This window comes from Streptomyces sp. NPDC088350, from assembly GCF_044753545.1.
Taxonomy (GTDB): Bacteria; Actinomycetota; Actinomycetes; order Streptomycetales; family Streptomycetaceae; genus Streptomyces.
Genome location: NZ_JBIVNL010000005.1, coordinates 357054 through 382743 on the forward strand (window position 1 = coordinate 357054; position 25690 = coordinate 382743).

Here is a 25690-nt window from a genome sequence, read left to right on the forward strand (position 1 = left end):
GGTCTGGCGATCAGCGATCTCCTGTGTGCCTCACGGGTGAGGAGTCCCGCCGTGCTGCGTGTCGCCGTCGTCGGTTCCGGGCCGAGCGGGGTCTACACCGCCCAGAGCCTGGTCCAGCAGGAACCAGGGGTGCTGGTCGACGTCCTGGACCGGCTGCCGTGCCCCTACGGCCTGGTGCGCTACGGCGTCGCGCCGGACCACGAGAAGATCAAGTCGCTCCAGAACAATCTGCGGTCGGTCCTGGAGCACGAGCGGGTGCGGTTCCTCGGCGGGGTGCTGGTGGGGCCCGGCGGGCTTCCGGCCACCCGACTGCGCGAGCTGTACGACGCGGTCGTGTACTGCGTCGGTGCCGCTACCGACCGGCATCTCGGCATTCCCGGCGAGGAGCTGCCGGGCAGCTGGTCGGCGACCGAGTTCGTGTCCTGGTACAGCGCCCACCCGGACTCCGCCGCCGACGGTTTCGTGCTCGGCGCGCGCTCGGCCGTCGTCATCGGCGTGGGCAACGTCGCGGTGGACGTCACGCGGATACTGGCGCGCGGCGCGGCCGAGTTGAGCCGCACCGACATCCCGCAGGCGGCGCTCACCGCACTGGCCGCGAGCGGCGTGACGGACATCCACATGGTGGGCCGGCGCGGACCCTCGCAGGCCCGCTTCACCACCAAGGAGCTGCGCGAGCTGGGCGCTCTCCCGGACACCGAAGTGACCGTGGATCCAGCAGAGTTGGCACTCGACCCGAACTGCCTGGACCTCTCCGCCCTGCCCGCCGCCCCACGCCGCAACGTGGAGGCACTGCGCACCTGGGCGGCGCTCCCGCCCTCCGGTGCCCCGCGCCGTATCCACCTCCGCTTCTTCCTCCGTCCCGTCGAACTCCTCGCCGATACGGGGCGCGTGGGCGCCGTGCGCTTCGAACGCACCGCGCCGGAAGGGCGGGGCGGGGTGACGGGGACGGGTCAATTCGAGGACATCGAGGCGCAGTTGGTGCTGCGCTCGGTGGGCTATCGCGGGGTGCCGCTCGACGGGCTCCCTTTCGACGCCGATCTCGGCACCGTGCCGCATCGGGCGGGCCGCGTCGTGCGCGAGGGCAGGACTGTCCCCGGCGAGTACGTGGCCGGCTGGATCAAGCGCGGCCCGACCGGCGTCATCGGCACCAACCGCCCCGACGCCAAGGAGACGGTGACGTCCCTGCTCCGGGACGCCCCCGTGCTCGTACGACAGGAAGCATCCGAAGACCCCCTCGCCGCGCTGCGCGCCGAAGGGATCGAGCCGGTCGAGTGGGCCGGGTGGGAGGCCATCGAACGGGCCGAGGCGGAGCTGAGGGCCTCGCTCGGGCGGGGTGGTGTGGTCAAACTGCCTGATTGGGAAGCCCTGTTGGCGGCGGTACGAGGGGCGCGCACGTAGCTACCCGTCGACGAGGTCTCCTCCGTACGGAGATGTCGGTGGCGCCTGGCGCAGCAGTCCCGTGGGGACCGTCGCGGCCAACACCCCGTACCCCGCGGGATTCAGGTGCAGCCAGTCGCCCACCTGGAGGGACGCGAGCAGGCGGCGCGGGTCGGCGGGGTCGCGTACGGCGAGGTCGAAATCGATGACCTCGTCGAAACAACCGGCCGTGCGGATCCAGGTGTTGACCGCCTGGCGGGAGGACTCGCGTTCGCCCGCCGGGTCGTCGTAGGAGTTGCCGCCGAAGGGGAGCAGGGTCGCGCCGTAGACGCGGATGCCCTGGGCGTGGGCGCGGACGACGATCTGGAGGTAGGCCGCCAACAGGTCTTCGGTGAGCCGGTGTTGGGCGGCGGGGGTCGCGTCGGCGGTGCCGATGTCGTTGACGCCCTCGAAGACGATGAGGCGGGTGACTCCGCTGCGGGAGAGGACGTCGCGGTCGAGGCGGGCGAGGACGTTGGGGCCGAGGCCGTCGTTGAGGACCCGGTTGCCGCCGGCCGCCTGGTTCAGGATCGCGGTGGCGGCGGTGGCGGGGTGGGTGCGGAGGCGGTCGTAGAGCTGGTCGGGCCAGCGGTCGTTGGCGTTGGTCGTGGAGCCCCGGCCGTCGGTGAGCGAGTCGCCGAGGATCGCCACGGCCGTGGTGGGGCGAGGGGCCAGGACCTCGACGTCGCTCAGCAGGTACCAGTGGTCGACGGGGGTCGCCCCGGGCAGCAGGTCCTGGTCCTCGGTGTGGTCGCCGGTGCGGAGGTACGACGTCGTGCGCGAGCCCGGGTGCGAGGTGAGCGCGAGCGAGGGCTGGCCCGTCGCCAGGTAGGTCGTGACCGTCAGGACGGACGCGGCGGGCAGGATCAAGTCCAGCGGGTCGGAGACCAGTTGGGCGCCGACGGGGACGGTCGCCGCCCTGCGTCCGGCGAAGGTGACCGGCGTGCCGCTGCCGGGCACGATCGCACTCGCTCCCGCCTTGCCGTCCTGCGGGAGCGCCACCGTCACCGCGGTGAGCGGGAGCGGGGTGTCGCCGTAGGCGTTGGAGAAGCGCAGGCGCAGTCTGCGACCTCCGGCGGTGACGCGGAGGGTCTGTCGCAGGGTGGTGTCGACGAGGACCGACCTGGTTCCGGTGAACGGAGCGGGTGGCAGATTGCCGGGCTCGGTGAGCTGGGGCATCGCCGTCCAGGTGTTCACCCAGTGCCCGGCGGAGGGAGCCGGACTCCCTGCTGCGCGTGCGGGGTTGGTGGCGACCAGGGCCGACAGTGCTGTCGTGGTCGTGGCGACGATCGCGGTCCGTCTCGTGGGCTGCACTGAATCCACCTTCCTCGAAAAGGAGTTGGGCACCAGGACGCCGGGGGCTGGTCAACCGACCGTGCAGGCCGTCCCGTTGAGCGTGTAGGCCGTCGGCGCCGCGCTGTTGCCGGTGTGGTTCGCCTGGTAGCCGATGGTCACGCTCGCGCCCGGGGCGACGGTGCCGTCGTACGACGCGTTGGTGGCCGTCACCGCGCCGGCGGCCGGGGCGTACGTGGCGCCCCAGCCGTTGGTGATGGTCTGGCCCGTGGGCAAAGTGAAGCCGAGTTGCCAGCCGTTGACCGTGGTGGTGCCGGTGTTGGTGAGCGTCACGGAGGCGGTGAGGCCGGTGTTCCAGGCGCTGGTCGTGACCGTGACCTTGCAGGGGCCGGTCGAGGGCGGGGGTGTGGTGCCGCCGCCGGTCAGGCCGAAGAAGGTGAGGACGCGGGCGCCCATGCCGGAGGTGTAGAGGTTGTGGGTGACGCCCTGGAGGCTGATGGCCTCGACGGGGGCCTGGTCACCCGTGGCGCCGTAGCGGGTGCGGGTCCAGCCGGTCGCCGGGGAGTCGGTGGCGGCCGGGGTCTGACTGACGCCCTGCACGTTCGTCCACTGTTTGATCTCCTCGCCGAAGTCGGGGTAACGCAGGGTGTCGTCGGCGGTGCCGTGCCAGAGCTGCATGCGCGGGCGGTGTCCGGTGTAGCCCGGGTCGGCGCCCCGCACCAAGTCGCCCCATTCCTGCGGGGTGTGGGTGACGGTGCCGTTCGCGCAGGCGGTGTTCCACTCGGAGCCGTCGGTGGTGGCGAAGCAGCCGAACGGTACGCCGGCGAAGGCGGCGCCTGCCGCGAACACGTCGGGGTAGTCGCCGAGCAGGACGTTCGTCATCATCGCGCCGGAGGAGATGCCCGTGGCGAAGACGCGGGAGGTGTCGGCGGAGTAGGTGCCGGCCACCCAGTCGACCATGGACTTGATGCCGACCGGGTCGCTGCCGCCGTCGCGGTGCAGGGCCTGGGGCGAGGAGACGTCGAAGCACTTGCCGGCGCGGGTGACCGACGGGTAGACGACGATGAACCCCAACTGGTCGGCCAGCGAGGCGTATTCGGTGCCGGAGTACATCGCCGGGCCCGAGCCTCCGCAGTAGTGCACGGCCACGACGATCGCCGGGTGTGCGGTGACGGCGGCCGGGACGTACACGTACATCTGCAGGTTGCTGGGGTTGGCGCCGAAGCCGGTGACCTCGGTGAGGGTCGCGGTGGGGACGGCCTCGGCACGGGCCGCGGCCGGGGGCGCCACGAGCGTCAGGACCGCGAGCAAGGGCACCAGCGCTCCAAAGAGGGCGACGAGCACCGAACGCGGTTTCTTTCTTGCGGACTTGAGGGTGTTGCCGGGTGCGGGTGGCATGGCTTCGTCCCTTCCTGATCGCGGCTCGTGGGGCATCGCTCAGGCAAAGCAGTCGGGGAGAACAACCGGCATCGTGGCATGGACATGAGCCTCATGGAAGCGCTCCCACGCCTCGAATAGTTTCGTGCGGGGCGTTGACTAGAAAGCGCTTGCACCCTACGTTCCGTTCAGATGCGTGACCGCAGATCCTCTCACGGCACATCTCGTTCACGTACGCGATCACCGCACCCCCCGAAAGGACGCACCCGCATGCGTACTCGCCCCCGAAGGTCAGCCCTGACGGCCGCCGCGTTCGCCACCGTCGCCGTGCTCGCGCCCGCCTCGACCGTCGTCGCCCCGGTGGCCGCGGGTGCGGGCACCGGAAAGCTCTGATCACCCCCACCTCGGAGAAGGAATCGGGACATGACTTCTTCCCCATGGCCCCGCGCACTCACCGGCGCGGCGACGGCCTTCGGACTTTCGCTTGGCATGATCATGGCATCCGGCGCGCTCTCGCCGGCCAGTGCCGCCACCTGGCCCACCGCGAGCGGCAGCAAGGCCGTCACCTCACCCATCTCGGTCTCGGGCACCAAGGACTACGGGATGCTGCGCCTGTACGGCAGCGGCGACCTGGGTACGGGCAGCCAGGACGAGAACCAGGGCCCCATCCTGGAACTGGCCCCGGGCGCCGTCGTCAAGAACGTCATCATCGGCTCGCCCGGCGCCGACGGCATCCACTGCCTGGGCAGTTGCACGCTGCAGAACGTCTGGTGGGAGGACGTCGGCGAGGACGCGGCGACCTTCCTGGGCTCCTCGTCGTCCAACGTGTACACCGTCAACGGCGGTGGCGCGAAACAGGCCAGCGACAAGGTGTTCCAGTTCAACGGCGCCGGCACGCTCAACGTCTCCCACTTCGCGGCGCAGACCTTCGGTACGTTCGTCCGCTCGTGCGGCAACTGCAGGACGCAGTACAAGCGCACGATCAACCTCAACGCCATCGAGGCGACCTACAAGGGCAACCGGATCGTCGGCATCAACACCAACTACGGTGACAGCGCGACCCTGAAGGCCATCACGATCGTCGGGGACACCGGCAAGAAGATGATCCCCTGCCAGAAGTACACCGGGAACAACACGGGCAAGGAGCCGACGACCAACGGCTCCGGCGCGGAGGGGACTTACTGCAAGTACGCGACGTCGGACATCACCTACAAATGAGCCCCCCACGGTGACGGCGGCCGTACGAAGCGTCCCCGCACGGCGCTTCGCACGGCCGCTCCGGCTATCCGGACTTCCCCAGTACGGCCGCGATCAACTCCCGCCGGTGGTGCGTGTACGCGGCGCGCAGGGCGGGCCCCGGCCAGTCGGCGGGCAGGAGTTCGGAGGGCAGGACCGGGTCGGCGAGCAAGTGCCGTACGGTGGCGGCCAGTACGGTGAAACGGCCGGTCGGGCGGTCGGCGGTGGCGGTGATCCGGTCGAGCAGCGCCTCGGCCGTCTTCGCCCAGGCCTCAAGTGGCCACAGGGTCGCGGCCAGTTCGCGGGCGGGTTCCTCGGGGCGGGTGGTGAAGTGCCGGGCGACCGCGCCGAGTTCGTCCGGTCGGGGTCGTAGCAGATTGGCCGGGCGGAGCCAGACTCCCTCGCGGAGTTCCGCGAGCCGCAGGGTGGTCAACTCGCCGCGCAGCTCGGCGCGTTCGGCGGGGCCTCGGCCGGTCGCGGTGACGACGGTCATCTCCCAGTCGCCGCCCCAGGGGCGGGTCTCGGGGTGTACGGCGGCGTCCTGGCGGTGCTGGCGTTCCAGCAGGCGGTCGCTGAGCCGGTAGACCGCGTCCGTGCTCCGCAGGTCTCCGGCGGCCACCATCCGGCTGAGCGCGGCGCGGAGCGTGGACGCGGCGACACCGAGGGGTTCGACGGCGCGCAGCAGGTCCCGCACGGGCAGTTCGGGCGGGTGCGTGCCCAGCAGCAGGCTGAGGACGACCGACCGCGCGGACAGCGGGCGCGGGTCAGCCTCGCCGGGCCCTTCCGACACGTTCATCCGCATGGCCTCGTACTCTACGTGGCGATTCTCGTGTTACATCATTGATGCGGTCGCACGGATAGTGCAACACTGCCCGTATGGCCCAGACACTCGCGCACATGTCGCCGCAGTCCCGCAACGCCACGCACGACGTCACCAACCAGGCCCCGCCCCTGACCCCGTACGACGCCTCCGAGGACGCGGCCCTGCTGGAGGGGCTGCGGCGGGAGGGCGCCGGCTGGGCCGAGGAGGACGTGCGGCGGCTCGGTCGGGCGGCGGGCAGCGCGGAGGCGCAGGAGTGGGGCGAGCAGGCCAACCGGCACGAGCCGGAGCTGCGCACCCACGACCGCTACGGCAACCGCGTCGACGAGGTCGAGTTCCACCCGAGCTGGCACCGGCTGATGGGCGTCGCCGTCGCCGAGGGGCTGGCCGGGGCGCCCTGGGCGGACGAGCGCCCCGGCGCCCATGTGGCCCGTACCGCACGGGGGTTGGTGTGGGGACACACCGACGCCGGACACGGCTGCCCGACGTCGATGACGTACGCCGCCGTCCCCGCACTGCGCGCCCAGCCCGAACTGGCCGCCGTCTACGAGCCGTTGCTGACCAGCCGGGTGTACGACCCAGTGCTGCGCGTGCCGACCGAGAAGCGCGGGCTGCTGGCCGGGATGGGGATGACGGAGAAGCAGGGCGGCTCCGACGTCCGTACGAACACCACGGCGGCGACCCCCACCGCCGAACCCGGCGTGTACACGCTGCGCGGGCACAAGTGGTTCACGTCGGCGCCGATGTGCGACGTGTTCCTCGTGCTGGCACAGGCGCCTGACGGACTGTCATGCTTCCTGGTGCCGCGTGTGCTGCCCGACGGCGGTCGCAACGTGTTCCGCATCCAGCGGCTGAAGGACAAGCTGGGCAACCGCTCCAACGCGTCCTCGGAGCCCGAGTTCGACGGGACCGTCGCCTGGCTCGTCGGCCCCGAGGGACGCGGCGTCAAAACCATCATCGAGATGGTCAACTGCACCCGTCTGGACTGCGTGATGATGTCGGCGACGCTGATGCGCAAGACGCTCGTCGAGGCGGGCCACCATGTGCGGTACCGCAGCGCGTTCGGCGCGCGGCTGCTCGAACAGCCGCTGATGCGCAATGTGTTGGCCGATCTCGCGCTGGAGTCGGAGGCCGCCACGACGCTCACCCTGCGGCTGGCGGGCGCGGCCGACCGTGCCGTGCGCGGCGACGACGCCGAGTCGGCGTTCCGCCGTATCGCGACCGCCGTGGGCAAGTACTGGGTCACCAAGCGCGGCCCGGCCTTCACGGCGGAGGCCCTGGAGTGCCTCGGCGGCAACGGCTACGTCGAGGACTCGGGCATGCCCCGCCACTACCGCGAGGCGCCTCTCCTGTCGATCTGGGAGGGTTCGGGGAACGTCAACGCCCTTGATGTACTACGGGCGTTGACCCGTGACGCCGGCACGGCGGAGGCGCTGTTCGCCGAACTCGCCCTGGCGCAGGGGGCGGACGCCCGCCTGGACACGGCCGCGACCCGCCTGAAGACCCGGTTGAGTACGACCACCGAGTCCGGAGCCCGCCGCCTGGTGGAACAGATGGCCCTCACTCTCCAGGCCTCGCTTCTCGTACGGCACGCCCCCGCCCCGGTCGCCGACGCCTTCTGCGCGAGCCGCCTGGGCGGCGACTGGGGGTACGCCTTCGGCACGCTTCCCGACTCCGCCGGCCTCGACGCGATCCTGGCCCGCGCCCTGCCCGAAGGAGACTGACCCTCGGTCACCTCCCGATTCCGCTTCGTTGTCAGTGGCGTGGTGCAGACTCGCGATCAGTTGGCACTTCGCCTGGGGAGGACAACGTGTTGACGGGGATCGACGAGGTCGACTGGGCCTCACTGCGGCATGCGTACGGCAGTGCGGAGGACGTGCCCGGACTGCTCAGAGGACTGGCCTCCACGGACCCCGTCGAGCGGGCGGGCGCCCTCGACGGGATGTACGGCGCGGTGCACCACCAGGGGGCCGTGTACGACGCGACACTCGCCTGTGTTCCGTTTCTGTTCGCGCTCGTCGCGTGCGAAGAGGTCGCGGAGCGCGGCGGGTTGGTGGAACTACTGGTCAGCATCGGACAGGCCGACCAGCCGGAGGAGGGAGCGGATGCCGCCGTCCGCGCGCGGGCCGAGGTCTTCGTCGCACTCGTCGGGGACCGGGACTCCGATGTGCGCCGGGCTGCGGCGGAAGCGCTCGTCCGGTTTCTCGACCAACCCGCCCGCGTGCTGGGCCTGTTGCGGCAGCGGATCACCGTGGAGCGCGACGACCGGGTGCTGCTCGCCCTCGCCGAGAGCCTCGGGCTGTTCGCGCGACGGCACCCGGCCCACGCCACCGAGGCACTGGACATCCTGCTGACGCTCGGCACCCCGCCGTACGATCCCGGGCTACGGCTGGCCGCGCTCGGCCAACTCGCGGGCTGCGCACCCGAACTGCTCCCGGCCGACCTGGTCCCGACGGTCGTAGGACTGCTCGGGGAGCGGTCCGAGCGCCGCCGGTCGGGCTGTTCTGTGCCGGACGGGAGCGGCCCTGCGGACCCGGACACGCTCGCCGGGCGGTTACGGCGGCTGCGGCCCTCGGACGAGGAGGGCGCGTATCTGCTGCGTACGCTCCACACCGCGCTCGGCGATCGGGTGACCGACCGGATCGCCCTGCTGGAAGGGCAGTTGACCAGCCCGGACACGGCCGACCGGTGCAACGGGGTGTGGATGGCGGCGGGCCTGTTCCGCGAGTGGCGTGCCGACTGTTCGATGCCCGTCGCGCTGATCGGTGAGCAACTGGGCGCGGGGGGCGATCTGTTGCGTGATGCGTCGGTGTCCGTCCTGGGGGATCTCTTCCACCTGGCGGCGCCTGCCGCCGGTCACCTCCACGCGCTGGTGACCGCGCGCCCCGATCTGTGGGTGCACCGCTGGGAGCGCGGGGCGCCGACCCTGGGCGGTCCGCTCAAGGCCCTTGCCCGCAGCGGCGATCCACGGGCGACACCGGTGCTGGCCCAGGTCCTCGCGCGGCCGGTCGTACCCGACGATCTGGGGCGGGTGATCATCCACCTGGGCCGGTCCGCCGCACCGCTCGCCCCGGCGCTGCGACAGCGGCTCGGCCAGGTGCCTCTCGACTCCCCCGAGACGTACGACCGTGCCGTACCGCTGCTGTCGGCGCTGACCGCGCTCGCCGACCGGGAGGCCGTCCCGGAGGTGCTGCGGCTGGTGCGCGGGATGGCGGACGGGGTGCGGTCGGGGCACCGGGTGGTGGAGTCGGCGGTTCGGGCGCTCGACGCGTTCGGGAGCGGTGCGGACGGGGTCGTACCGGTGCTGCGGGGGTTGCTGGAGTCCGCGTGCGCGGGTGCCGCGGCGGGTGCGTTGTGGTCGGTGGAGGGGGATGCGGCGGCCGTACTGCCGGTGTTGGTACGGGAGTTGGCGGGGGCGGATGCGCGGCGGCGCCGGGTTGCCGCGGAGGTGGTGGGGCGGGTGGGGTCGCCCGCGCGGGCCGCGTCGCCCGGGTTGGCGCGGATGATCGAGGCGGAGTGCGAGGGGGAGCGGACCGCGGGCGCCTGTGCGCTGTGGCGGGTCACCGGAGATGTGGAGCGGGTGCTTCCGGCGCTGCGGTCGGCCTGGACGGAGCATCCGTGGGTGCGGGGCACGGTTGCCGCGTGCCTGGTCGAGATGGGGGTGTCCGGGGCTCCGCTGCACGACTTGGTGGAGGCGGAACTCGCGGCTCCGCGACGGCACCTGGCGCGTTCCGGCGGCCATGGCAGCCAGGACGTCCTGGAGGACGAGCGGTTGTTGCGGGTGTGCCGGGAGGTGGTGACACCCTAGAGGTGAGCGTGGCAGACGTGACGAGAGCCCCCCGGCATGCGGCCCGCACGCCAGGGGCGCTCGGTCGTACGTCGGGGCGCTCAGCCCGTCTTCCGGCCCCACAGCGGGCCGAAGCGTGCCCAGTCCTCGTCCCACTGGTCCATGCGCCGGCGTTCCAGGCGGCCCCGGAGGGCCCGGGCGCCGGCGAAGGGGACGGCCGCCGCTCCCACTCCCAGCAGGGTGCCGATGAGTGTGGCCCGGAGCCGAGCCTGCGAGGCCGTCGCGGGCCTGGTCACCAGGTGGCCCTGCGGGTCGGTCCAGACGGTCACCGGAGTGCCGAGGGCGCTGCCGGAGGGAACGCGTATCTGGCCGGTGTGCGAGGAGCCGTCGGTGGCGGTCCAGCGGACCTTCGCCCAGACCGGTTCGCTGTTCGTTCTGCTGTCGTTCGCCGGGGAGGAGGGGCCGGGCGCGTCCTGGGTCACCAGGGCGACGACGGGTTTCCAGTCGACGCGTTCCTGGGCCAGTTCGTGTTCGACGGACCGGGTCGCCGTCAGACCGGCCAGCACACCGGCGAGGACGGTGATCAGCCAGGCGCCGAGCACGATCCACGATTCCACCGCATCGGCGCGGCGCTTGAGCGGGTTGCGCCGCCACCGCCACAGCCACACCTTCGGACCTCGGAACGCCATCGAAGGCATCCTCCTCATGAACGCACTCACCTACCGAACCGCCCTCCCATACGGGAGACGTCTGCTCGATGCTCACGACGAATACCCCGAGTCGACGGTCGCACGGCTGCCCGGACTCGCGCAGGCACTTCGCGCGAAGCCCCCGCGGATCCGCCACCCAGGCCGCTCCCGACGCCCTGACCTGCGGTGATGTCGGTTCCAGGGGTGACTGTCAGTGGTGGGGTGCAGACTGGCGAGTGATGGGGGCAAAGTCGCCAAAAACGCAGCGGAGGTGACCGGGATGGCCGAGGTACTGCTCGCGGTGGGCACACGAAAAGGCCTGTTCATCGGGCGTAGGCGGGGTGGCGTCTGGGAGTTCGACGAGAGTCCGTACTTCAACGCGCAGGCGCTGTATTCGGTCGCCGTCGACACGCGTGGCCCCACGCCGAGACTGCTGGCCGGTGGTGACAGCGCGCACTGGGGTCCGTCCGTGTTCCACTCCGACGACCTGGGCCGCACCTGGGTCGAGCCGGAGCGGCCGGCCGTCAAGTTCCCCAAGGACACGGGGGCTTCACTGGAGCGGGTGTGGCAGCTGCACCCGGCGGCGGCGGAACCCGAGGTGGTGTACGCGGGTACGGAACCGGCGGCGCTGTACCGCTCCGAGGACCGGGGCGAGAGCTTCGCACTCGTCCGCCCTCTGTGGGAGCACCCCACCCGCTCGCGGTGGGTGCCGGGCGGCGGCGGAGAGGGACTGCACACGATCCTCACCGACGAGCGCGATCCGCGGGCCGTGACGGTCGCCGTCTCGACGGCGGGCGTGTTCCGTACGAGCGACGGCGGCGCGAGCTGGGAGCCGTCCAACTCCGGTGTCTCCGCGGTGTTCCTGCCGGATCCGCACCCGGAGTTCGGCCAGTGCGTGCACAAGATCGCGCAGGACGCGGCGACTCCGGACCGGTTGTATCTGCAGAACCACTGGGGGGTGTACCGCAGCGACGACGCGGGCGCGCACTGGACCGACATCGGCGCGGGCCTGCCCTCCACGTTCGGCTTCGCGGCGGCGGCCCATCCCCATCGCGGCGACACGGCGTACGTGTTCCCGATCAACGCCGACTCCGACCGGGTGCCCGCCGACCGCCGGTGCCGGGTCTTCCGTACGGCGGACGCGGGCCGGAGCTGGGAGCCGCTGTCGGCGGGGCTGCCGTCCGAGGACCACTACGGCACGGTGTTGCGGGACGCGATGTGCACGGACGGCGCGGACCCGGCGGGCGTGTACTTCGGCAATCGCAACGGCGAGGTGTTCGCGTCGGACGACGACGGCGACAGCTGGCGGCAGTTGGCGTCGCATCTCCCCGATGTGCTGTGCGTCCGCGCGGCGGTCGTCGCATGAGGGCGCGAGCATCTGGGACAGCAACTCCCGCGAGGGGAAGCTTCGTTCAGAGATGCCGACGGTTCGGTCGTTCCCGGTCGGGCTCGGGCCACCGGTTGATCGCCGGGCCCTGTACGGCAGTAGGGTGACGCCCGTGGCACCACGACCGTTGCATGAGATCGTCGAACCGGGCTGGGCGAAAGCCCTGGAACCCGTGGCCGGACGCGTCGCCGGGATGGGGGACTTCCTGCGCGCGGAGATCGCCGCCGGGCGCACCTATCTACCGGCCGGGCCGCATGTCCTGCGGGCCTTCCAGCAGCCCTTCGACGACGTCCGCGTCCTGATCGTCGGACAGGACCCCTACCCGACTCCGGGGCACGCGGTGGGGCTGTCGTTCTCGGTGGCCCCCGAGGTACGTCCGCTCCCGCCGAGCCTGCTCAACATCTACCAGGAGCTCAACACGGACCTGGGGCTGCCCCAGCCGTCCAACGGCGATCTGACCCCGTGGAGCCGGCAGGGGGTGCTGCTGCTCAACAGGGCGCTCACCACTGCCCCGCGCAGTCCCGCCGCCCATCGCGGCAAGGGCTGGGAAGAGGTCACCGAGCAGGCGATACGCGCCCTGGCCGCACGCGGCAAGCCCCTGGTGTCGATCCTGTGGGGCCGCGACGCCCGCAATCTGCGCCCTCTCCTCGGCGACCTGCCCTCGGTGGAGTCCTCCCACCCCTCCCCGATGTCGGCCGACCGAGGCTTCTTCGGCTCCCGCCCCTTCAGCCGCGCCAACGACCTGCTGGTCCGGCAAGGGGGACAACCGGTGGACTGGCGCTTGCCGTGACCGTCCCCGGGGACGGGTCGGACAGATCGGACGGGGCGGACTGCGCGCGTCGATTTCTCGCCGTTGACTCCGGAGGCTCCGGGCTCCGTGTCGTCGTGGGCGAGGTCGGGCGCCGGGCGTCCGGGCCGCTTGTGTCCGGGGAACCCGTGCGGACCGGGGCGCGTGGGATCGATGCCGGGCATTTCATGGAGCGACTGGTGCCCATGGTGCGTTCCTCGGTCGGTGGGGCCGGGGTGGGCGACATCGGTACGGCGGTGATCGGGGCCGCCGGGCTCGCCACCCTCGGGGACGAGCTGCGGGACGCACTGCCGGGGGCGTTGGCGCGGGAGTTCGGGGTGCGGACGGTCGCGCTGGTCGCCGATGCCGTCAGCGCCTATGCCGGCGCCCTCGGGGCGCGGCCCGGGGCCGTGGTCGCCGCCGGTACCGGGCTCATCGCGATCGGTACCGATCTCGCCGGGTGGCGGCGGGCGGACGGGTGGGGGCATCTGCTCGGTGACTGCGGTGGTGGGGCCTGGATCGGGCGGTCCGGGCTGGAGGCGGCGCTGCGCGCGTACGACGGGCGGGACGGCGGTTCCGGTGCGTTGTTGAGGTGCGCCGAGGAGCAGTTCGGGGCGATGACGGGGTTGCCGGGCACGTTGTATCCGCGGCCGGACCGGGCCGCCGTGCTCGCCTCCTTCGCGCCCCGCGTCGCCGCGTGCGCTCCGGACGATCCGGTGGCCGCCGGTATTCTGCGTGCCGCCGCACGGCACATGGCCGAGTCCGCCGTCGCGGTCTGCCCGGCCACCGGTGAGCCCCAAGTCGCCGTCACCGGTGGACTGTTCAAGATGGGCGGCCCTCTCCTCGTACCCCTGGACGAGGAGTTGGCGAAACGGTTGCCCCATGCGCGGCGGGTCGCGGCGGAGGGTGATCCGCTGGACGGTGCCGTGCGGATCGCGGGTGATCTCGCGATGGGCGCGCTGACTCTGCCGGGTGACGACGTGATGCTGAGCGTGGTGACCGTAAAAGGACGAGGTGATCACTTCTGATCCGTACGTAACTCATCAGACAAAACAGGACGGATACCGCTCACCTGCACCCTCCCCGAACAGGGGAGCCCAGGAAGCCAGTAACATGCGTCGCCATGAGCTCCCCCACTGGGCCCGCGTCCGGCCTGCCAGTACGAATGCCGCGACCTCGCCAGCCCGGGCGGCACCGCCGCCCCGAGCAGCTGGCGGCTCCCGAGGGCGCGCCCGCGTTCGTCCTCGCCGTGCCGGGTTCGCCCAGCGCCGCCACGCGCAGTCTCGCCGAGGAGGTCGTGAGCATCGCGCGCTCCGAGCTGCCCGGTCTCGACGGGCGCATCGGTTACCTCGACGGGGACGACGCCGAGTTCCCCACGCTGACGTCGGTGCTCGCGCACGCCGCCGAGGAGCGCACCGCCCGCTTCGAGCAGGCCAGGGCCGCCGGTGCCGACGTCAAGGAGCCCGACGGTCCCGTGGCCGTCGTGGTACCGCTGCTCGCCGGTCCGGACAGCGCGCTGCTGCGCCAGGTCCGCCAGGCCGTCATGGACAGCCGTGTCGCGGCCGACCTGACCGATGTGCTCGGCCCGCACCCGTTGCTCGCCGAGGCGCTGCACGTGCGGCTGTCCGAGGCGGGTCTTGCCCGTGCCGACCGCGCCCGGCTGTTCACCGTGGCGACCGCCGCGGACGGCATCATCCTCGCGTCCGTGGGTGGCGAGGAGGCCGTGCAGGCGGCCGGTATCACCGGCATGCTGCTCGCCGCGCGGCTCGCCGTGCCGGTGATGGCGGCGGCGCTGGACCAGGAAGGTTCGATCGCGGCGATCGCCGAGCAGCTGCGCGGGTCGGGCTCGCAGCAGCTGGCGCTGGCGCCGTACCTGATCGGTCCGGAGATCGACCCGGGTCTGCTGCAGGCCGCCGCCGCCGAGGCCGGCTGCTCCGCCGCCGAGGCGCTCGGCCCGTACCCGGCGATCGGCAAGCTCGCGCTCGCCAAGTACACGACGGCGCTGGGTATCGCGCCGCCGCAGCCGCAGGGCGCTCCGGTTCGCTGATCCACCCCGCACGCGTCACGCCGTAGCGCCGAAAGGGCCCCTCCTCACGCGGGAGTGGGCCCTTCGGCATGCCGTGGCGAGAACGGCGAGGTCAGTCGAACACCACGCAGGAGGCGGCGGTCACGGAGAGCGAGCCGCCGGGTCGCGGGATGCCGGTGGCGGGGTCGAGGGCGAACCAGGTCACGTCGCCGGAGCGCTCGTTCGCCACGTACAGGTAGCCCCCGGCCTCGGCGATCGCGCGCGGCCAGTGGCCTCCGCAGGGCACCGTGCCGACCAGTCGCAGGCCCTCGCCCTCGACGGCGAGCACGGAGAGGACGTCCTCGCCGCGGGTCGCCGTCCAGACGAAGCGGCCGTCCGGGGAGGTCACGATGCCCGAGGGGTACGCGGCGTCGCCGGCCGGGGCGCCCGGCAGCACCTGCGTCTCGGCCAGCGGCTTCAGTGCGCCGCTCTCGGCGTCCCAGCGGCAGACGGTGACGGTCGGCGTGAGTTCGTTGAGGACGTAGGCGTGGGTACCGTCCGGGTGGAAGGCCAGGTGGCGGGGGCCGGAGCCGGGACGCAGGGCGATCTCGCGGTGGAGTTCGGGGCGTCCGTCGTCGAGGGTGCACACCCGCACGGAGTCGGTGCCGAGGTCGACGCTGACCGCCCAGCGACCGCTCGGGTCGGGCTGGATCTGGTGGGCGTGCGGACCCTGCTGACGGCGCTCGTGCGGGCCCGAGCCGGTGTGCCGGAGCTGTCCGGAGGGGCTGCCCGCCAGCGTGCCGTCCGGGCGGACCGGCACGGCGGTGACGCTGCCGGACCCGTAGTCGGCGGTGAGGACGTGGCCCGCGAACAGGCTCAGGTGGGTCGGTCCCGCGCCGACGGGCACCGGCGGACCGAGCGGTTCGGGCTTGTCGCCGTGCACGCGGTACGCGGCCACCGCGCCCTCGGCCGTCTCGCTGACGGCGTAGAGGGTGTCCCCGTCGGGGGCCAGGGCCAGGTACGAGGGGTCGGGGACGCAGTCGACACCGCTCAGGACGGTCAGCGCGCCGCTGTCCGCGTCCACGGCCGCCGCGACGACACCCGGGCCGCCCGCCGCCGTGAACGACCCGATGAAGGCCCGCCGCCCCCGCCTGCCGCCGTCTGTCACCGCTGTCCCCTCTCGGTCAGTGCTGTCCGGGGTGACGGTAGCAGTCGATCATGAACGGTCTAGACCAAAGTGCCGAGCCGGTTCCGGCGGGGCATGCCGGACCGCGTGCACAGGGGCTTCGCGAGTTCGGCGAGGGCGCGTTCCAGGCCGTGGAGGTGGACCGGCGCGGGTTCCGTGGGCGGGCGCGCCGGAGTGGCCGCGAGCGGCGACGCGTCGCCGTCGGTGAGGGCCTCGACCGCCCTCTCGACACGCCGCCGACAAGCGGCTCACAGGCGTGCGCTGTCCGAAGCTTCCCGTTCCACCAGGCCGAACCGACTCACGCTCCCACGAGGCGCGAGCCGGATCCTGCCCGCAGCGGCTCGGCCAGTTCCACGAGGGCGCGCTCCAGACCGTGCAGGTGCGCCAGCGCGGGTTCGACCGGTGGCCGGGCCGACGTGGCCGTGAGCGGCGACGCGTCGCCGTCGGTGAGCGTCTCCACCGACATCTCCACGCGCCGACAGGCCGCGGCCAGGCGGACGTCGTGGGAGGCCTCCGGGTCGGCGGCCACGGTGGCGAGGCCGCGGATCTCGCGGGCGCAGTCGTCGAGCAGGGCCAGCACCCGGCGAGCGCGCCGCTTGCGGCCGAGCACGGGGTTCAGCGGGTGGACGAGGGGCGCGACGGAAAGCCGTACCCGGCCGAGGAGTTGCTCCAGTTCGGCGACGCGTCCGGCGGGGTCGGCCGTGGCGGAACCGGCGAGGCGGGCGGCGGCCTCGGCGGTGCAGGCGCGGACGCAGCGCAGGGCGCGCTGGATCCAGGCGTCCGTGGTGGTGTGGGTGGTCACCGGCAGCACGAGGAGGACGGCCAGTACGGCACCGAGCGCGCCGACGCCGGTCTCCGCGAACCGGAGGGCCAGCAGGGCGGGGTTCAGGACACCGAGGAGGCCGTAGAGCAGCTCTGCCATCAAGGTCACCGAGAGCATCATCCAGGTGTAGGAGACGGCGGCCGAGTAGAAGATGACGAAGACGCAGACGGCCACCAGGATCGCGGTGGGGACGGTGGCGCCGTCGACGGGTACGGCGACGAGCAGGCCCAGGGTGATGCCGAGGACCGTGCCGAGGACGCGGCGGAAGCCGCGGACCACGGTCTCGCCGCGTGAGGCGGTGTTGACGAAGATCCACCAGGTGGCGCCGACGGCCCAGTACCAGCGCTGCCCGGACACCAACTGGCCCACCACGAGGGCGAATCCGGCGCCTGCGGTCGCCTGGACGGCCTGCCGGGTGGTCACCCGGGCCAGGCCTCGGCCGGCCGGCGGGGCGGGTACGGCGGCCGGGGGCAGCCGGCGCTCGTAGCACCACAAGCCGAAGCGGACCGCCGCGGCGGTGAGGACGGAGAGGACGACCGCCGTGGAGAGCGCGGGCAGTTGGTCTGTGGTCGCGTGCAGGAACTGCGCCACGAAGAAGGTCATGAACGCGAAGACGCCGAGGCTGTGGCCGCGCGGTCCCCAGCGGCGGGCGTAGACGCCGGCGCCGACCACGGCGAGGAAGGTGAGGTCGCGGGCGACGGGGTGGTCGTGCAGTTCGGCCGCGGCGGCGAGCACCGGCAGGCCCACGCAGGGCAGCAGCGCGGTGGTGACCGCCTGCCCGCGCACGGTGGGGTCCGTGACCGTGAACAGGGCGAGCAGCGCGGCGAGGCCACCGGTGACGGCACCCGCGAGGGACTGTCCGGTCAGCCCGCAGGCGACGACCGCGAGGCCGATGCCGAGGACGGCCCGACCGGCGAAACGCAGCCGTACGCGCCCCGGGTCCGGAGCCACGAACACCCTCTTCAGCACTGCTCCCCGCTCCCTGCGCATACCTCTGGACACCGGCATGAAAAAGGCGCCGCGGAGGTCCGCAGCGCCATCGACGTGCCCATGAGAGCACCGTCGAGGCGGCTGGCTCAAGTGGCTCCCGATCAGATGGACCATTGGCTCAGTCGCAGTACGCAGGGCCATTGGTACAGTCTTCCGTCATGAGCGTGGACGAACTCGACACCCGCATCCTGCGGCTCCTCCTGGAGCAGCCCCGCACCAGCGTGCGCGAGTACGCCCGCCTGCTCGGCGTGGCTCGCGGCACGCTCCAGGCGCGGCTCGACCGGATGGAGCGGGACGGGGTGATCACCGGTACGGGGCCCTTCCTGTCCCCCGCCGCGCTCGGCCACCCTGTGCTCGCGTTCGTGCACATCGAGGTCACGCAGGGGCATCTCGACGAGGTGGGGGACGCGCTGGCCGCCGTACCGGAGATCGTGGAGGCGTTCTCGATCACCGGTGGCGGGGATCTGCTCACCCGGGTCGTGGCGCGGGACAACGGTCATCTGGAGGACGTGATCCAGCAGTTGATCAGCCTGCCGGGTGTGGTCCGCACCCGCACCGAGATGGCGTTGCGCGAGCGCGTACCGCACCGGTTGCTGCCGCTCGTGGAGTCGATCGGCCGCGCGGCCGGGAAGTGATCCTTGGCATCCTGGCCCCATGAGCAACCTCGGCGGCCTCTCGGTCATCTTCGATCTCGACGGAACACTCGTGGACAGCGAGCCGAACTACTACGAAGCCACCCGGCGGACCCTCGCCGAGCACGGCGTCCCGGACTTCACCTGGGCTCAGCACGAGCGCTTCGTCGGCATCAGCACCCAGGAGACCCTCGCCCTCCTGAAGGAGCGCCACGGGCTGAACGCGCCGGTGGCGGAACTGCTCGCGGAGACGAACCGCCGTTATCTGGCACTGGCCCGGGCCGCCACGCGGGTGTACCCGGAGATGCGGAAGTTCGTGGAGCTGCTGGCGGCCGAGGGGGTGCCGATGGCGGTGGCGTCGGGTTCGTCGCCGGAGGCCATCGAGGCGATCCTGACGGGCACCGGGCTGGACGCGTCGCTGCGGACCGTGGTCTCGGCGGACGAGGTCGCGCGGGGCAAGCCCGCGCCGGACGTCTTCCTGGAGGCCGCACGCAGGCTCGGGGCGGCTCCGGCGGACTGCGTGGTCCTGGAGGACGCGGCTCCGGGCGCGGCGGCGGCGCACGCGGCCGGGATGCGCTGCGTCGCGATCCCTTACGTGGCCGCGCAGGCCGACGCCCCCGAGTTCGCCACGGCGGGACTGCTGCTGCGGGGTGGCCAGGCGGAGTTCGGCGCGCAGCGGGCGTACGACTGGCTGACCGGGGGTCTCACGGCGTAAAACCCGAATGCGCCCGCTTGTTCGGGTCTGGGACCATGCCGGAATGATCGACCGACTCGAACCGCTGGTCATCCGGCACACGTTCCGCGTCCCCACGCCCACCGGCCCTGTTGGCGAAGGCGCCACCGCCGCACGGCAGTTGGACGCCGCGCTGCTGTCCGTGGGCTTCAAGCTCTCCCCGGAGCTGCTGGAACGGCTGTCGGGGCTGTCCGAGGAGACGGTCGTCGGCATCGCCGCGCGCACCCTGCCGACCGTCCGCGAACTGGTCGGCGATCACGTTCGGCACAACGTCTACTTCATCGACTTCCCGGCCAACGTGCCCGACACCGTGGACTTCTGGATGTCGTGCGTCGCCGAGGCGTTCCGCGACAAGGAGACCCCGGCAGCGACGCTCAGGCAGCTGCGGACCGGCGTGGTGAACCTGCTCGACCTGCCGACCTACGGCAGGTACCAGCACACGTACGCCGAGATGCTGGCCGCGCAGGACGAGTTGATCGCGGCGGCGGGCGACCGGCTCACAGTGCTGCACGCGGGCGGCGAGGCGGCCGAGGAACTCACCGCCCTGTACGTGGCGTTGGCGGGCAGCGGCACTCCGCTGAGCGAGGAGCACCGGGGTGATCTGCGGGCGTTGGCCGAGTGGTGCGTCGACGGGCCGCAGCCCGAGGCGATCCCGGTCCGGGAGAACCGCGCTCTCGTCAACCAGGCCCGCCTGAAGGCGGGTTCGGAGCTTCTGCTGGACACCGTGACCGATGTGCTGCGGCTGGCCTGCGCGCTGTCGGACGGCGATCCGACGCTGACGGAGCCGACCCGATTCCGGTCGCTGTCCCGGCCGGTGCGGCGGGCGCTGCTCGCGGCGCTGGACGCGGTGGTCGGCGCGTCCCCCGCCAAGCTTGCCGACGTGACCGTGTACCGCGAGGAGTGGAAGCGGCTCGGCGAGCGGCTGCACCCGCACGAGTACCCGCAGTGGCCGCATGCCGCCGAGGTGTTCGCGGTCGCTCGGGGCGAGCTGAGGGCGCGGTCGTTCGACGGCCGGGTCGAGGAACTCCTCGCCGTGAACGACGTGTTGGGGGCGGTGAAGCTGCTGAAGTCCGCGCCCGGCAAGCTGTTCCGCGCGCTGGACCGGCTGTTGCGCACCGCGCTCACGCAGGAGGAGCGGGACGCCGTGGTGGCCGCCGCCGAGCAGGTGGTGCCCGAGGTGTCCGGCCGGGTCGTGCTGTCGGTGCGCGAGCACCTGCACAACAGGGCCCGGGACACCGGGGAGTTGCGGGTGTTCGTGAACCGGCGCGGCCGTGCCTGGGTGACCGACGACGAGCGGTCGGTCGTAGGACCGGCCGAGCGGGCGCGGCTGATTGCCGTGCTCGACGACGAGACGCGGCGTCGACTGCCTTCGCCGGAGCGGCTGTTGGTCGATCCGGAGGTGCTCGACGTGGCGCTGCCGTTGAGCGGGAAGGCGACGGCGGCCGGGCTCGGTGTGCTGCCACGTGGGTCGCTGTCGCCGGTGGAGGGCGAGTTGCTGCGCTTCTTCGTGTACTGGAAGGAGACAGAGCAGCGCACCGACTTCGACCTGTCGGCGCTGCTGCTCAACGCGGACTACTCGACGAACACCTGGTTGTCGTACACCTCGCTCACCGAGGTCGAGGGCGAGCACTCCGGTGACATCACCGAAGCGCCGGACGGGGCCTCGGAGTTCATCGATCTGCGGCTGGGCGCCGTGCGCGGGGCGTTCATCGTGCCGCAGGTCAACATCTTCGCGGGCGAGGGCTTCGAGGAGGTCGAGGAGTCGTTCTTCGGGTTCATGCTGCGCGAGGGCGAGCAGCGGGGGCGGCCGTTCGAGCCGCGTACCGTGCGCATGAAGTCGGAGCTGCGCGGTGCGGGCCGGGTCGCGCTGCCGCTGGTGTTCCTGCGCGGGGACGACGGCCGCTGGCGGGCGAAGTGGCTGCACCTGTATCTCAAGGGCAGCCCCTCGGCGAACCGGGTGGAGGAGAACCGGGTGACGGTGGCCAACCTGCTGCGCGGCATCGTCGAGCGCGAGCAGCTCACGGTCCGCCATCTCGTCGGCCTGATGACCGGGGAGAGCACGACCGTCACGCTGTGGGACGGCGAGACCGTCCCGGTCGGTCCGGTCACCTATATCGGGCTGCGCCGCCCGGACGAACTGCCCGCGGGATCGCGGATCGTCACTCCCGAAAACCTGCGCGACCTGATCCCCGACTGACTGATAGCGTCGACCTCGGCGAGGCCATGAGCGGGCTTCCTTCTCACACTCCTTGAATCCAGTCCGTTCGCTTTCCTCGCCCTCGACGTGCCGTGAGGGGTGCCCCAGGGTGCCCCTCACGGCTTTTTTCCGCCCAAAACCGCTCTTCCCGCACTTGTGGGACAATCCTCTATGCGCGGACGAAAGGCCACTCCAGTGAGCAGAGCGAACGACGGGGCCGGCTACGAGAGCCTGCGGCTCGACCGCTCAGGTCAGGCCGAGGCCTTCGATGCCATCGGGGACCGTTACGACGAGGCCTTCCCGCACAAGGAGGGCCAGCTCGGCGCCGGTGAGTGGCTGGTGGCGTCCCTCGAACCGGGCTCCCGCGTACTGGACCTCGGCTGCGGCACGGGCGTGCCGACCGCCCGCCAACTGACGGACGCGGGCCTCGACGTCGTGGGCGTGGACCTGTCCGGGCGGATGGTGGAGCTGGCCCGGACGTACGTCCCCGCCGCCACCTTCCACCAGCTGGACATCGCGGACCTGCGCCCGGGCGGCCCCACGGACCTGGGCCGTTTCGACGGTGTCGCCGCGTTCTTCTCCCTGCTGATGCTGCCGCGCGCGGAGATCCCCCTCGCGCTGCGCACGATCCACCACCTGCTGACTCCGGGCGGTCTGTTCGCCCTGTCGATGGTGGAGGCGCATGTGGACGACTTCGCGATCCCGTTCCTCGGCAACACGATCAGGGTCTCCGGCTATCTCCTCGACGACCTGTTCAAGATCCTGGACACCGCGGGCTTCGAGATCATGAAGGAGACCTCCTACACCTACGCTCCGGCGGCCGGTGACGTCCCGCCCGAGGAACAGGTCTTCCTCTGCTGCCGACGGCGCGACTGAGGCCGTAGCACCGACACGGCGGCCTTGCCGGCCGCACCAGTGGACGGGACGAAGCGTGACGGAGCACCACAGCCCCCGCGAAGGCCCCGCCGGAACCTCCCGGCGAGGCGGTTCGCCGAGCGGCTCGGGCCCCGTCGTGTGGCCGGCGTCGGCACCGCAGACCGACCGGCTCCAGTACCTCGATGTGGCGACCCGGCGGATCGCGCGCGGGATGGACCTGGACGAGACGCTGCGGGAGCTGCGGTGGGCGGCGGTGCCCGCCTTCGCCGACGCGATCGTCATCCACCTGCACGATCCGCTGCCCGTGGGGGACGAGAGGTCGGCCGCGCCCGTCGTCCTGCAGCTGCACAGCGTCGACCGGGCGCCGGAAGCCGGCACCGCTCTCCTGATGCCGCACGCCGAGTACGCGAGCGTGACGGAGCGGGTACAGCCGACGCCCGACGGCAGGCTCGCGAAGCTGCTCCTGGCCGGCCGGCCCGCCTTCGGCGACGCGCCGGACATCGCCCCCGCCGTGGCCGAACTGCTCGGGCCCGCGGCGAGCGCTCCGGGAACGCTGCCGCCGGGCCGCCGGCTGATCATCGCCCCGCTGCACGGCCGCCACCACGTCATGGGCACCGTCGTGCTCCTGCGCCGCCCGGACCGCTCCGCGTTCACCGGCGACGACCTCCTCGTCGCCTCCCAGCTGGCCACCCACACCGCGATCGGCGTCCAGAAGGCGGTGATGTACGGCCACGAGGCCTCCGTCGCGGACACGCTCCAGCGCACGATGCTCCCGTCGTCGCTGCCCGAGCCGACCGGCGTCCAGCTGGCCAGCCGCTATCTGCCCGCCTCGAAGACCGCGCAGGTCGGCGGCGACTGGTACGACGCGATACCGCTGCCCGGCAACCGGGTCGCGCTGATCGTCGGGGACGTCATGGGCCACTCCATGACCTCGGCCGCGATCATGGGCCAGCTGCGCACCATCGTGCAGACCCTCGCCGGCCTCGACCTGCCCCCGCACGAGGTGCTGCACCACCTCGACGAACAGGCCCAGCGGCTCGGCAGCGACCACATCGCGACCTGCCTGTACGCGATCTACGATCCGATCTCGCACCGCCTGCTCATGGCCAACGCGGGCCACCCGCCGGCCGTACTGCTGCGCCCGAACGGCCACGCGGAAGTCCTGCGCGTCCCGCCGGGCGCCCCGATCGGGGTCGGCGGTGTCGTCTTCGAGTCCGTGGAGATGCCCGCGCCCACCGGCACCACCCTGGTGCTGTACACCGACGGCCTGGTCGAGTCCCGGGACACCGACGTGGGGACGGGTGTCGAGGCCCTGCGCACCCACCTCCAGTCCACCCGGCACGGACACCGCCTCTTCTCGCTGGAGCGGCTGTGCGACCGGATCCTCACCGCGCTCGCGCCGGGCCCCCGCGACGACGACATCGCCCTGCTCACCGCCCGCTTCGAGGGTTTCCCCCCGGACAGCGTCGGCTACTGGCACCTCGACCCCCACCCCCTCACCGCCGGCCAGGCCCGCCGGCTGACCCGCAGGGTGCTGCGCCGCTGGGGCCTGGACGCCCTCCTCGACACCACGGAACTCATGGTCAGCGAGGTCGTCACGAACGCCGTACGGTACGCGTCGCGCCCGATCTCCCTACGGCTGCTGCGCACCGACGTGCTGCGCTGCGAGGTGACCGACGACTCGCCCCTGGTGCCCCGGATGCGACAGGCGGCGCCGGGTGACGAGGGCGGTCGCGGACTGTTCCTTGTCGACCGGCTCGCGCAGCGCTGGGGGGCGACGCGACTGAGCACGGGGAAGGTGGTGTGGTTCGAGCAGCGGATCCCGAAAGAGCCGCTGTATCACGGGAGTTGATGGCCGGATCACGGAAGTCGGCGCTCAGGCCGGTCCAACTCCCGTGCCGCCCTTGAGGCGTTCCAGGTCGGAGGGGCGGACCTGGATGACGACGACGGCGATCAGCGCGGCGACGACGGTGAAGATCGCCGCCATGACGAAGGCGGCCGAGGCACCGGCGGTGAGGACGTGGTCGCCCCAGGTGCCCGGGAGTTGGCCGGTGTGCCGGAAGCGGAGGCGTTCGGCCGGGGTCGCCTGGGCGAGGAACGCGGGGATCTGGTCCTTCGCCTCGTTGCGGCTCGCCGTACCGAACATCGTGACCAGGATGGACAGGCCCAGCGAACCGCCCACCTGCTGCGTGACGTTGAGGAGTCCGGAGGCCGCGCCGGTCTCCTGGACGGGCACGTCGGAGAGTGCCATCAGGGTCAGGGAGACGAACTCCATGCCCATGCCCAGGCTGAACACCAGCATCGGGCCGAGGACACTGCCCAGGTAGGTGGAGTGGACGTCCGTCAGCGTCAGCCAGGACAGGCCCGCGGCGGCGAGGATCGCGCCCACCACCATGAACGGCTTGGGGCCGAAGGTCGGCAGGAACCGTGAGGCAAGGCCCGCGCCGACCGCGATGACGGCGCTGACCGGCAGGAAGGCGAAGCCGGCCTCCAGCGGGCTGAATCCGAGCACGTCCTGCACGAAGAGCGTGAGGAAGAAGAACATGCCGAAGATCGCCGCGGCGAGGCAGAGCATGATGCCGTACGTCCCGGCCCGGTTGCGGTCGCGGAACATGCGCAGCGGGGTGATCGGCTGCCGGGAGCGCCGCTCGACCAGGACGAACACGGCGAGGACGACCACGGCCGCGCCGAACGAAGCCAGCGTGAGTCCGTCGCTCCAGCCCTGCTGGGCGGCCCGGATGAAGCCGTAGACCAGCAGGACCATGCCCACGGTGGAGGTCAGGGCGCCGGTGACGTCGAAGTGGCCCGGGTGGCGTTCGGACTCGCGGATCCAGCGCGGGGTCGCGAGGACGATGAGCAGTCCGATGGGCACGTTGACGAAGAGCACCCAGCGCCAGTTCAGCCACTCGACGAGGATCCCGCCCATCAGCAGCCCGATCGCGCCGCCGCCGGCCGAGACACCGGCGAAGACCCCGAACGCCCGGTTGCGCTCCGGTCCTTCGCGGAACGTCGTGCTGATCAGGGCGAGGGAGGTCGGGGAGGCGATGGCCCCGCCGACGCCCTGGAGGGCGCGGGCGGCGAGGAGTTCACCGGAGTTCTGGGAGAGCCCGCCGAGCAGGGACGCGAGCACGAAGAGCAGCACGCCGAACACGAACACGCGCCGCCGGCCCAGGATGTCGCCGGCCCGGCCGCCGAGCAGCAGCAGACCGCCGAAGGTGAGGGTGTACGCGTTGACCACCCAGGCCAGGCTGGTGGTGGAGAACCCCAGCGAGCTCTGGATGTGCGGGAGCGCGATGTTCACGATGGTGATGTCCAGGACCACCATCAGCTGACAGGACGCGATGACCAGCAACGCCATCGTGCTTCCGCCACCGCCCGTTTCCCGGGTGGTGGTCTCGGCTGAGGAGACTTCCTGAGGGCTGCTGCTCATGGTGGTTCGCACTCACGGGAGGTCGG

The 25690-nt window shown here is 72.1% G+C and carries 21 protein-coding genes; 14 read left to right on the forward strand and 7 right to left on the reverse strand.

All coding sequences use genetic code 11. From position 1 onward, the window contains the following. The first annotated feature begins 51 nt into the window (after nt 1–51). Entirely contained in the window at nt 52–1398 is a 1347-nt protein-coding gene (locus ACIQBL_RS19560; RefSeq protein ID WP_401943329.1) for an FAD-dependent oxidoreductase, read from the forward strand. Here the strand turns inward: ACIQBL_RS19560 and ACIQBL_RS19565 are convergent, their stop codons facing one another. After that, nucleotides 1399–2730, reverse strand: coding sequence for an SGNH/GDSL hydrolase family protein (locus ACIQBL_RS19565; RefSeq protein WP_401943332.1), 1332 nt, complete (start codon nt 2728–2730; stop codon nt 1399–1401). It abuts the gene before it with no gap. Between the two features lie 51 nt (nt 2731–2781). Next, complete coding sequence (locus tag ACIQBL_RS19570) at nt 2782–4107, reverse strand: PHB depolymerase family esterase (RefSeq protein ID WP_401943334.1); 1326 nt, start codon at nt 4105–4107, stop codon at nt 2782–2784. 249 nt (nt 4108–4356) lie between these two features. Between ACIQBL_RS19570 and ACIQBL_RS19575 the strand changes: the two genes are divergently transcribed. Continuing rightward, nucleotides 4357–4479 carry a hypothetical protein gene (locus ACIQBL_RS19575; RefSeq protein ID WP_401943336.1) on the forward strand — a complete coding sequence of 41 codons (123 nt, stop codon included), beginning with the start codon at nt 4357–4359 and terminating at the stop codon, nt 4477–4479. A gap of 30 nt (nt 4480–4509) precedes the next feature. Next, nucleotides 4510–5304, forward strand: a complete 795-nt coding sequence (locus ACIQBL_RS19580; protein ID WP_401943339.1) for a pectate lyase — start codon at nt 4510–4512, stop codon at nt 5302–5304. A 64-nt stretch (nt 5305–5368) separates the two neighbouring features. On the opposite strand, the gene ACIQBL_RS19585 is transcribed toward ACIQBL_RS19580, so the two are convergent. Continuing rightward, a complete protein-coding gene (locus tag ACIQBL_RS19585; protein ID WP_401943341.1) occupies nt 5369–6124 on the reverse strand; it encodes a PaaX family transcriptional regulator C-terminal domain-containing protein in 756 nt (251 codons plus the stop codon). A 74-nt stretch (nt 6125–6198) separates the two neighbouring features. Between ACIQBL_RS19585 and ACIQBL_RS19590 the strand changes: the two genes are divergently transcribed. Further along, nucleotides 6199–7866, forward strand: coding sequence for an acyl-CoA dehydrogenase family protein (locus tag ACIQBL_RS19590; protein WP_401943343.1), 1668 nt, complete (start codon nt 6199–6201; stop codon nt 7864–7866). An 86-nt stretch (nt 7867–7952) separates the two neighbouring features. Next, entirely contained in the window at nt 7953–9950 is a 1998-nt protein-coding gene (locus ACIQBL_RS19595) for a HEAT repeat domain-containing protein (RefSeq protein WP_401943346.1), read from the forward strand. A gap of 80 nt (nt 9951–10030) precedes the next feature. Here the strand turns inward: ACIQBL_RS19595 and ACIQBL_RS19600 are convergent, their stop codons facing one another. Further along, entirely contained in the window at nt 10031–10618 is a 588-nt protein-coding gene (locus tag ACIQBL_RS19600; protein WP_401943349.1) for a hypothetical protein, read from the reverse strand. Nucleotides 10619–10832: 214 nt separating this feature from the next. Here ACIQBL_RS19600 and ACIQBL_RS19605 point away from each other — a divergent pair, with 214 nt between their 5' ends. From ACIQBL_RS19605 to ACIQBL_RS19620, 4 genes are all read left to right on the forward strand, one after another. Beyond that, complete coding sequence (locus tag ACIQBL_RS19605; RefSeq protein ID WP_401943352.1) at nt 10833–11984, forward strand: WD40/YVTN/BNR-like repeat-containing protein; 1152 nt, start codon at nt 10833–10835, stop codon at nt 11982–11984. Nucleotides 11985–12117: 133 nt separating this feature from the next. Beyond that, nucleotides 12118–12795: a uracil-DNA glycosylase gene (locus ACIQBL_RS19610; protein ID WP_401943354.1), complete on the forward strand. Its 678-nt coding sequence runs from the start codon at nt 12118–12120 to the stop codon at nt 12793–12795. Beyond that, nucleotides 12792–13820, forward strand: a complete 1029-nt coding sequence (locus ACIQBL_RS19615; RefSeq protein WP_401943355.1) for an N-acetylglucosamine kinase — start codon at nt 12792–12794, stop codon at nt 13818–13820. Before ACIQBL_RS19610 ends, ACIQBL_RS19615 begins: the two co-directional genes overlap by 4 nt. Nucleotides 13821–13915: 95 nt before the next feature. Next, on the forward strand, nt 13916–14839 hold the full coding sequence (locus ACIQBL_RS19620; RefSeq protein ID WP_401943358.1) for a sirohydrochlorin chelatase: 924 nt from the start codon (nt 13916–13918) through the stop codon (nt 14837–14839). A 91-nt stretch (nt 14840–14930) separates the two neighbouring features. On the opposite strand, the gene ACIQBL_RS19625 is transcribed toward ACIQBL_RS19620, so the two are convergent. Both ACIQBL_RS19625 and ACIQBL_RS19630 read right to left on the reverse strand, forming a co-directional pair. Next, the gene (locus ACIQBL_RS19625; protein ID WP_401943361.1) at nt 14931–15965 is read right to left on the reverse strand and encodes a lactonase family protein; all 1035 of its coding nucleotides are present in this window, start codon (nt 15963–15965) and stop codon (nt 14931–14933) included. 316 nt (nt 15966–16281) lie between these two features. Continuing rightward, a complete protein-coding gene (locus ACIQBL_RS19630; RefSeq protein ID WP_401943364.1) occupies nt 16282–17775 on the reverse strand; it encodes an FUSC family protein in 1494 nt (497 codons plus the stop codon). Nucleotides 17776–17954: 179 nt separating this feature from the next. On the opposite strand from ACIQBL_RS19630, the gene ACIQBL_RS19635 reads away from it, so the two are divergent. From ACIQBL_RS19635 to ACIQBL_RS19655, 5 genes are all read left to right on the forward strand, one after another. Beyond that, complete coding sequence (locus ACIQBL_RS19635) at nt 17955–18431, forward strand: Lrp/AsnC family transcriptional regulator (protein WP_401943367.1); 477 nt, start codon at nt 17955–17957, stop codon at nt 18429–18431. 19 nt (nt 18432–18450) lie between these two features. Continuing rightward, nucleotides 18451–19143 carry an HAD family hydrolase gene (locus ACIQBL_RS19640; protein WP_401943369.1) on the forward strand — a complete coding sequence of 231 codons (693 nt, stop codon included), beginning with the start codon at nt 18451–18453 and terminating at the stop codon, nt 19141–19143. A 43-nt stretch (nt 19144–19186) separates the two neighbouring features. Further along, nucleotides 19187–21358 (forward strand): hypothetical protein, encoded by a 2172-nt coding sequence (locus ACIQBL_RS19645; protein WP_401943372.1) that lies wholly within the window; start codon nt 19187–19189, stop codon nt 21356–21358. A 171-nt stretch (nt 21359–21529) separates the two neighbouring features. Then, the gene (locus tag ACIQBL_RS19650; RefSeq protein WP_401943375.1) at nt 21530–22234 is read left to right on the forward strand and encodes a class I SAM-dependent DNA methyltransferase; all 705 of its coding nucleotides are present in this window, start codon (nt 21530–21532) and stop codon (nt 22232–22234) included. Nucleotides 22235–22289: 55 nt separating this feature from the next. Then, complete coding sequence (locus ACIQBL_RS19655; RefSeq protein WP_401943378.1) at nt 22290–24086, forward strand: SpoIIE family protein phosphatase; 1797 nt, start codon at nt 22290–22292, stop codon at nt 24084–24086. 24 nt (nt 24087–24110) lie between these two features. Here the strand turns inward: ACIQBL_RS19655 and ACIQBL_RS19660 are convergent, their stop codons facing one another. Next, complete coding sequence (locus ACIQBL_RS19660) at nt 24111–25592, reverse strand: MFS transporter (protein WP_401944034.1); 1482 nt, start codon at nt 25590–25592, stop codon at nt 24111–24113. Nucleotides 25593–25690: the final 98 nt, after the last annotated feature.

Bases quoted from the DNA above. Each gene is read 5' to 3' on its own strand.
- ACIQBL_RS19570 (WP_401943334.1), bottom strand. From the start codon at position 4,107: ATGCCACCCGCACCCGGCAACACCCTCAAGTCCGCAAGAAAGAAACCG.
- ACIQBL_RS19575 (WP_401943336.1), top strand. From the start codon at position 4,357: ATGCGTACTCGCCCCCGAAGGTCAGCCCTGACGGCCGCCGCGTTCGCC.
- ACIQBL_RS19580 (WP_401943339.1), top strand. From the start codon at position 4,510: ATGACTTCTTCCCCATGGCCCCGCGCACTCACCGGCGCGGCGACGGCC.
- ACIQBL_RS19585 (WP_401943341.1), bottom strand. From the start codon at position 6,124: ATGCGGATGAACGTGTCGGAAGGGCCCGGCGAGGCTGACCCGCGCCCG.
- ACIQBL_RS19590 (WP_401943343.1), top strand. From the start codon at position 6,199: ATGGCCCAGACACTCGCGCACATGTCGCCGCAGTCCCGCAACGCCACG.
- ACIQBL_RS19600 (WP_401943349.1), bottom strand. From the start codon at position 10,618: ATGGCGTTCCGAGGTCCGAAGGTGTGGCTGTGGCGGTGGCGGCGCAAC.
- ACIQBL_RS19620 (WP_401943358.1), top strand. From the start codon at position 13,916: ATGAGCTCCCCCACTGGGCCCGCGTCCGGCCTGCCAGTACGAATGCCG.
- ACIQBL_RS19635 (WP_401943367.1), top strand. From the start codon at position 17,955: ATGAGCGTGGACGAACTCGACACCCGCATCCTGCGGCTCCTCCTGGAG.
- ACIQBL_RS19640 (WP_401943369.1), top strand. From the start codon at position 18,451: ATGAGCAACCTCGGCGGCCTCTCGGTCATCTTCGATCTCGACGGAACA.
- ACIQBL_RS19645 (WP_401943372.1), top strand. From the start codon at position 19,187: ATGATCGACCGACTCGAACCGCTGGTCATCCGGCACACGTTCCGCGTC.
- ACIQBL_RS19650 (WP_401943375.1), top strand. From the start codon at position 21,530: ATGCGCGGACGAAAGGCCACTCCAGTGAGCAGAGCGAACGACGGGGCC.
- ACIQBL_RS19660 (WP_401944034.1), bottom strand. From the start codon at position 25,592: ATGGCGTTGCTGGTCATCGCGTCCTGTCAGCTGATGGTGGTCCTGGAC.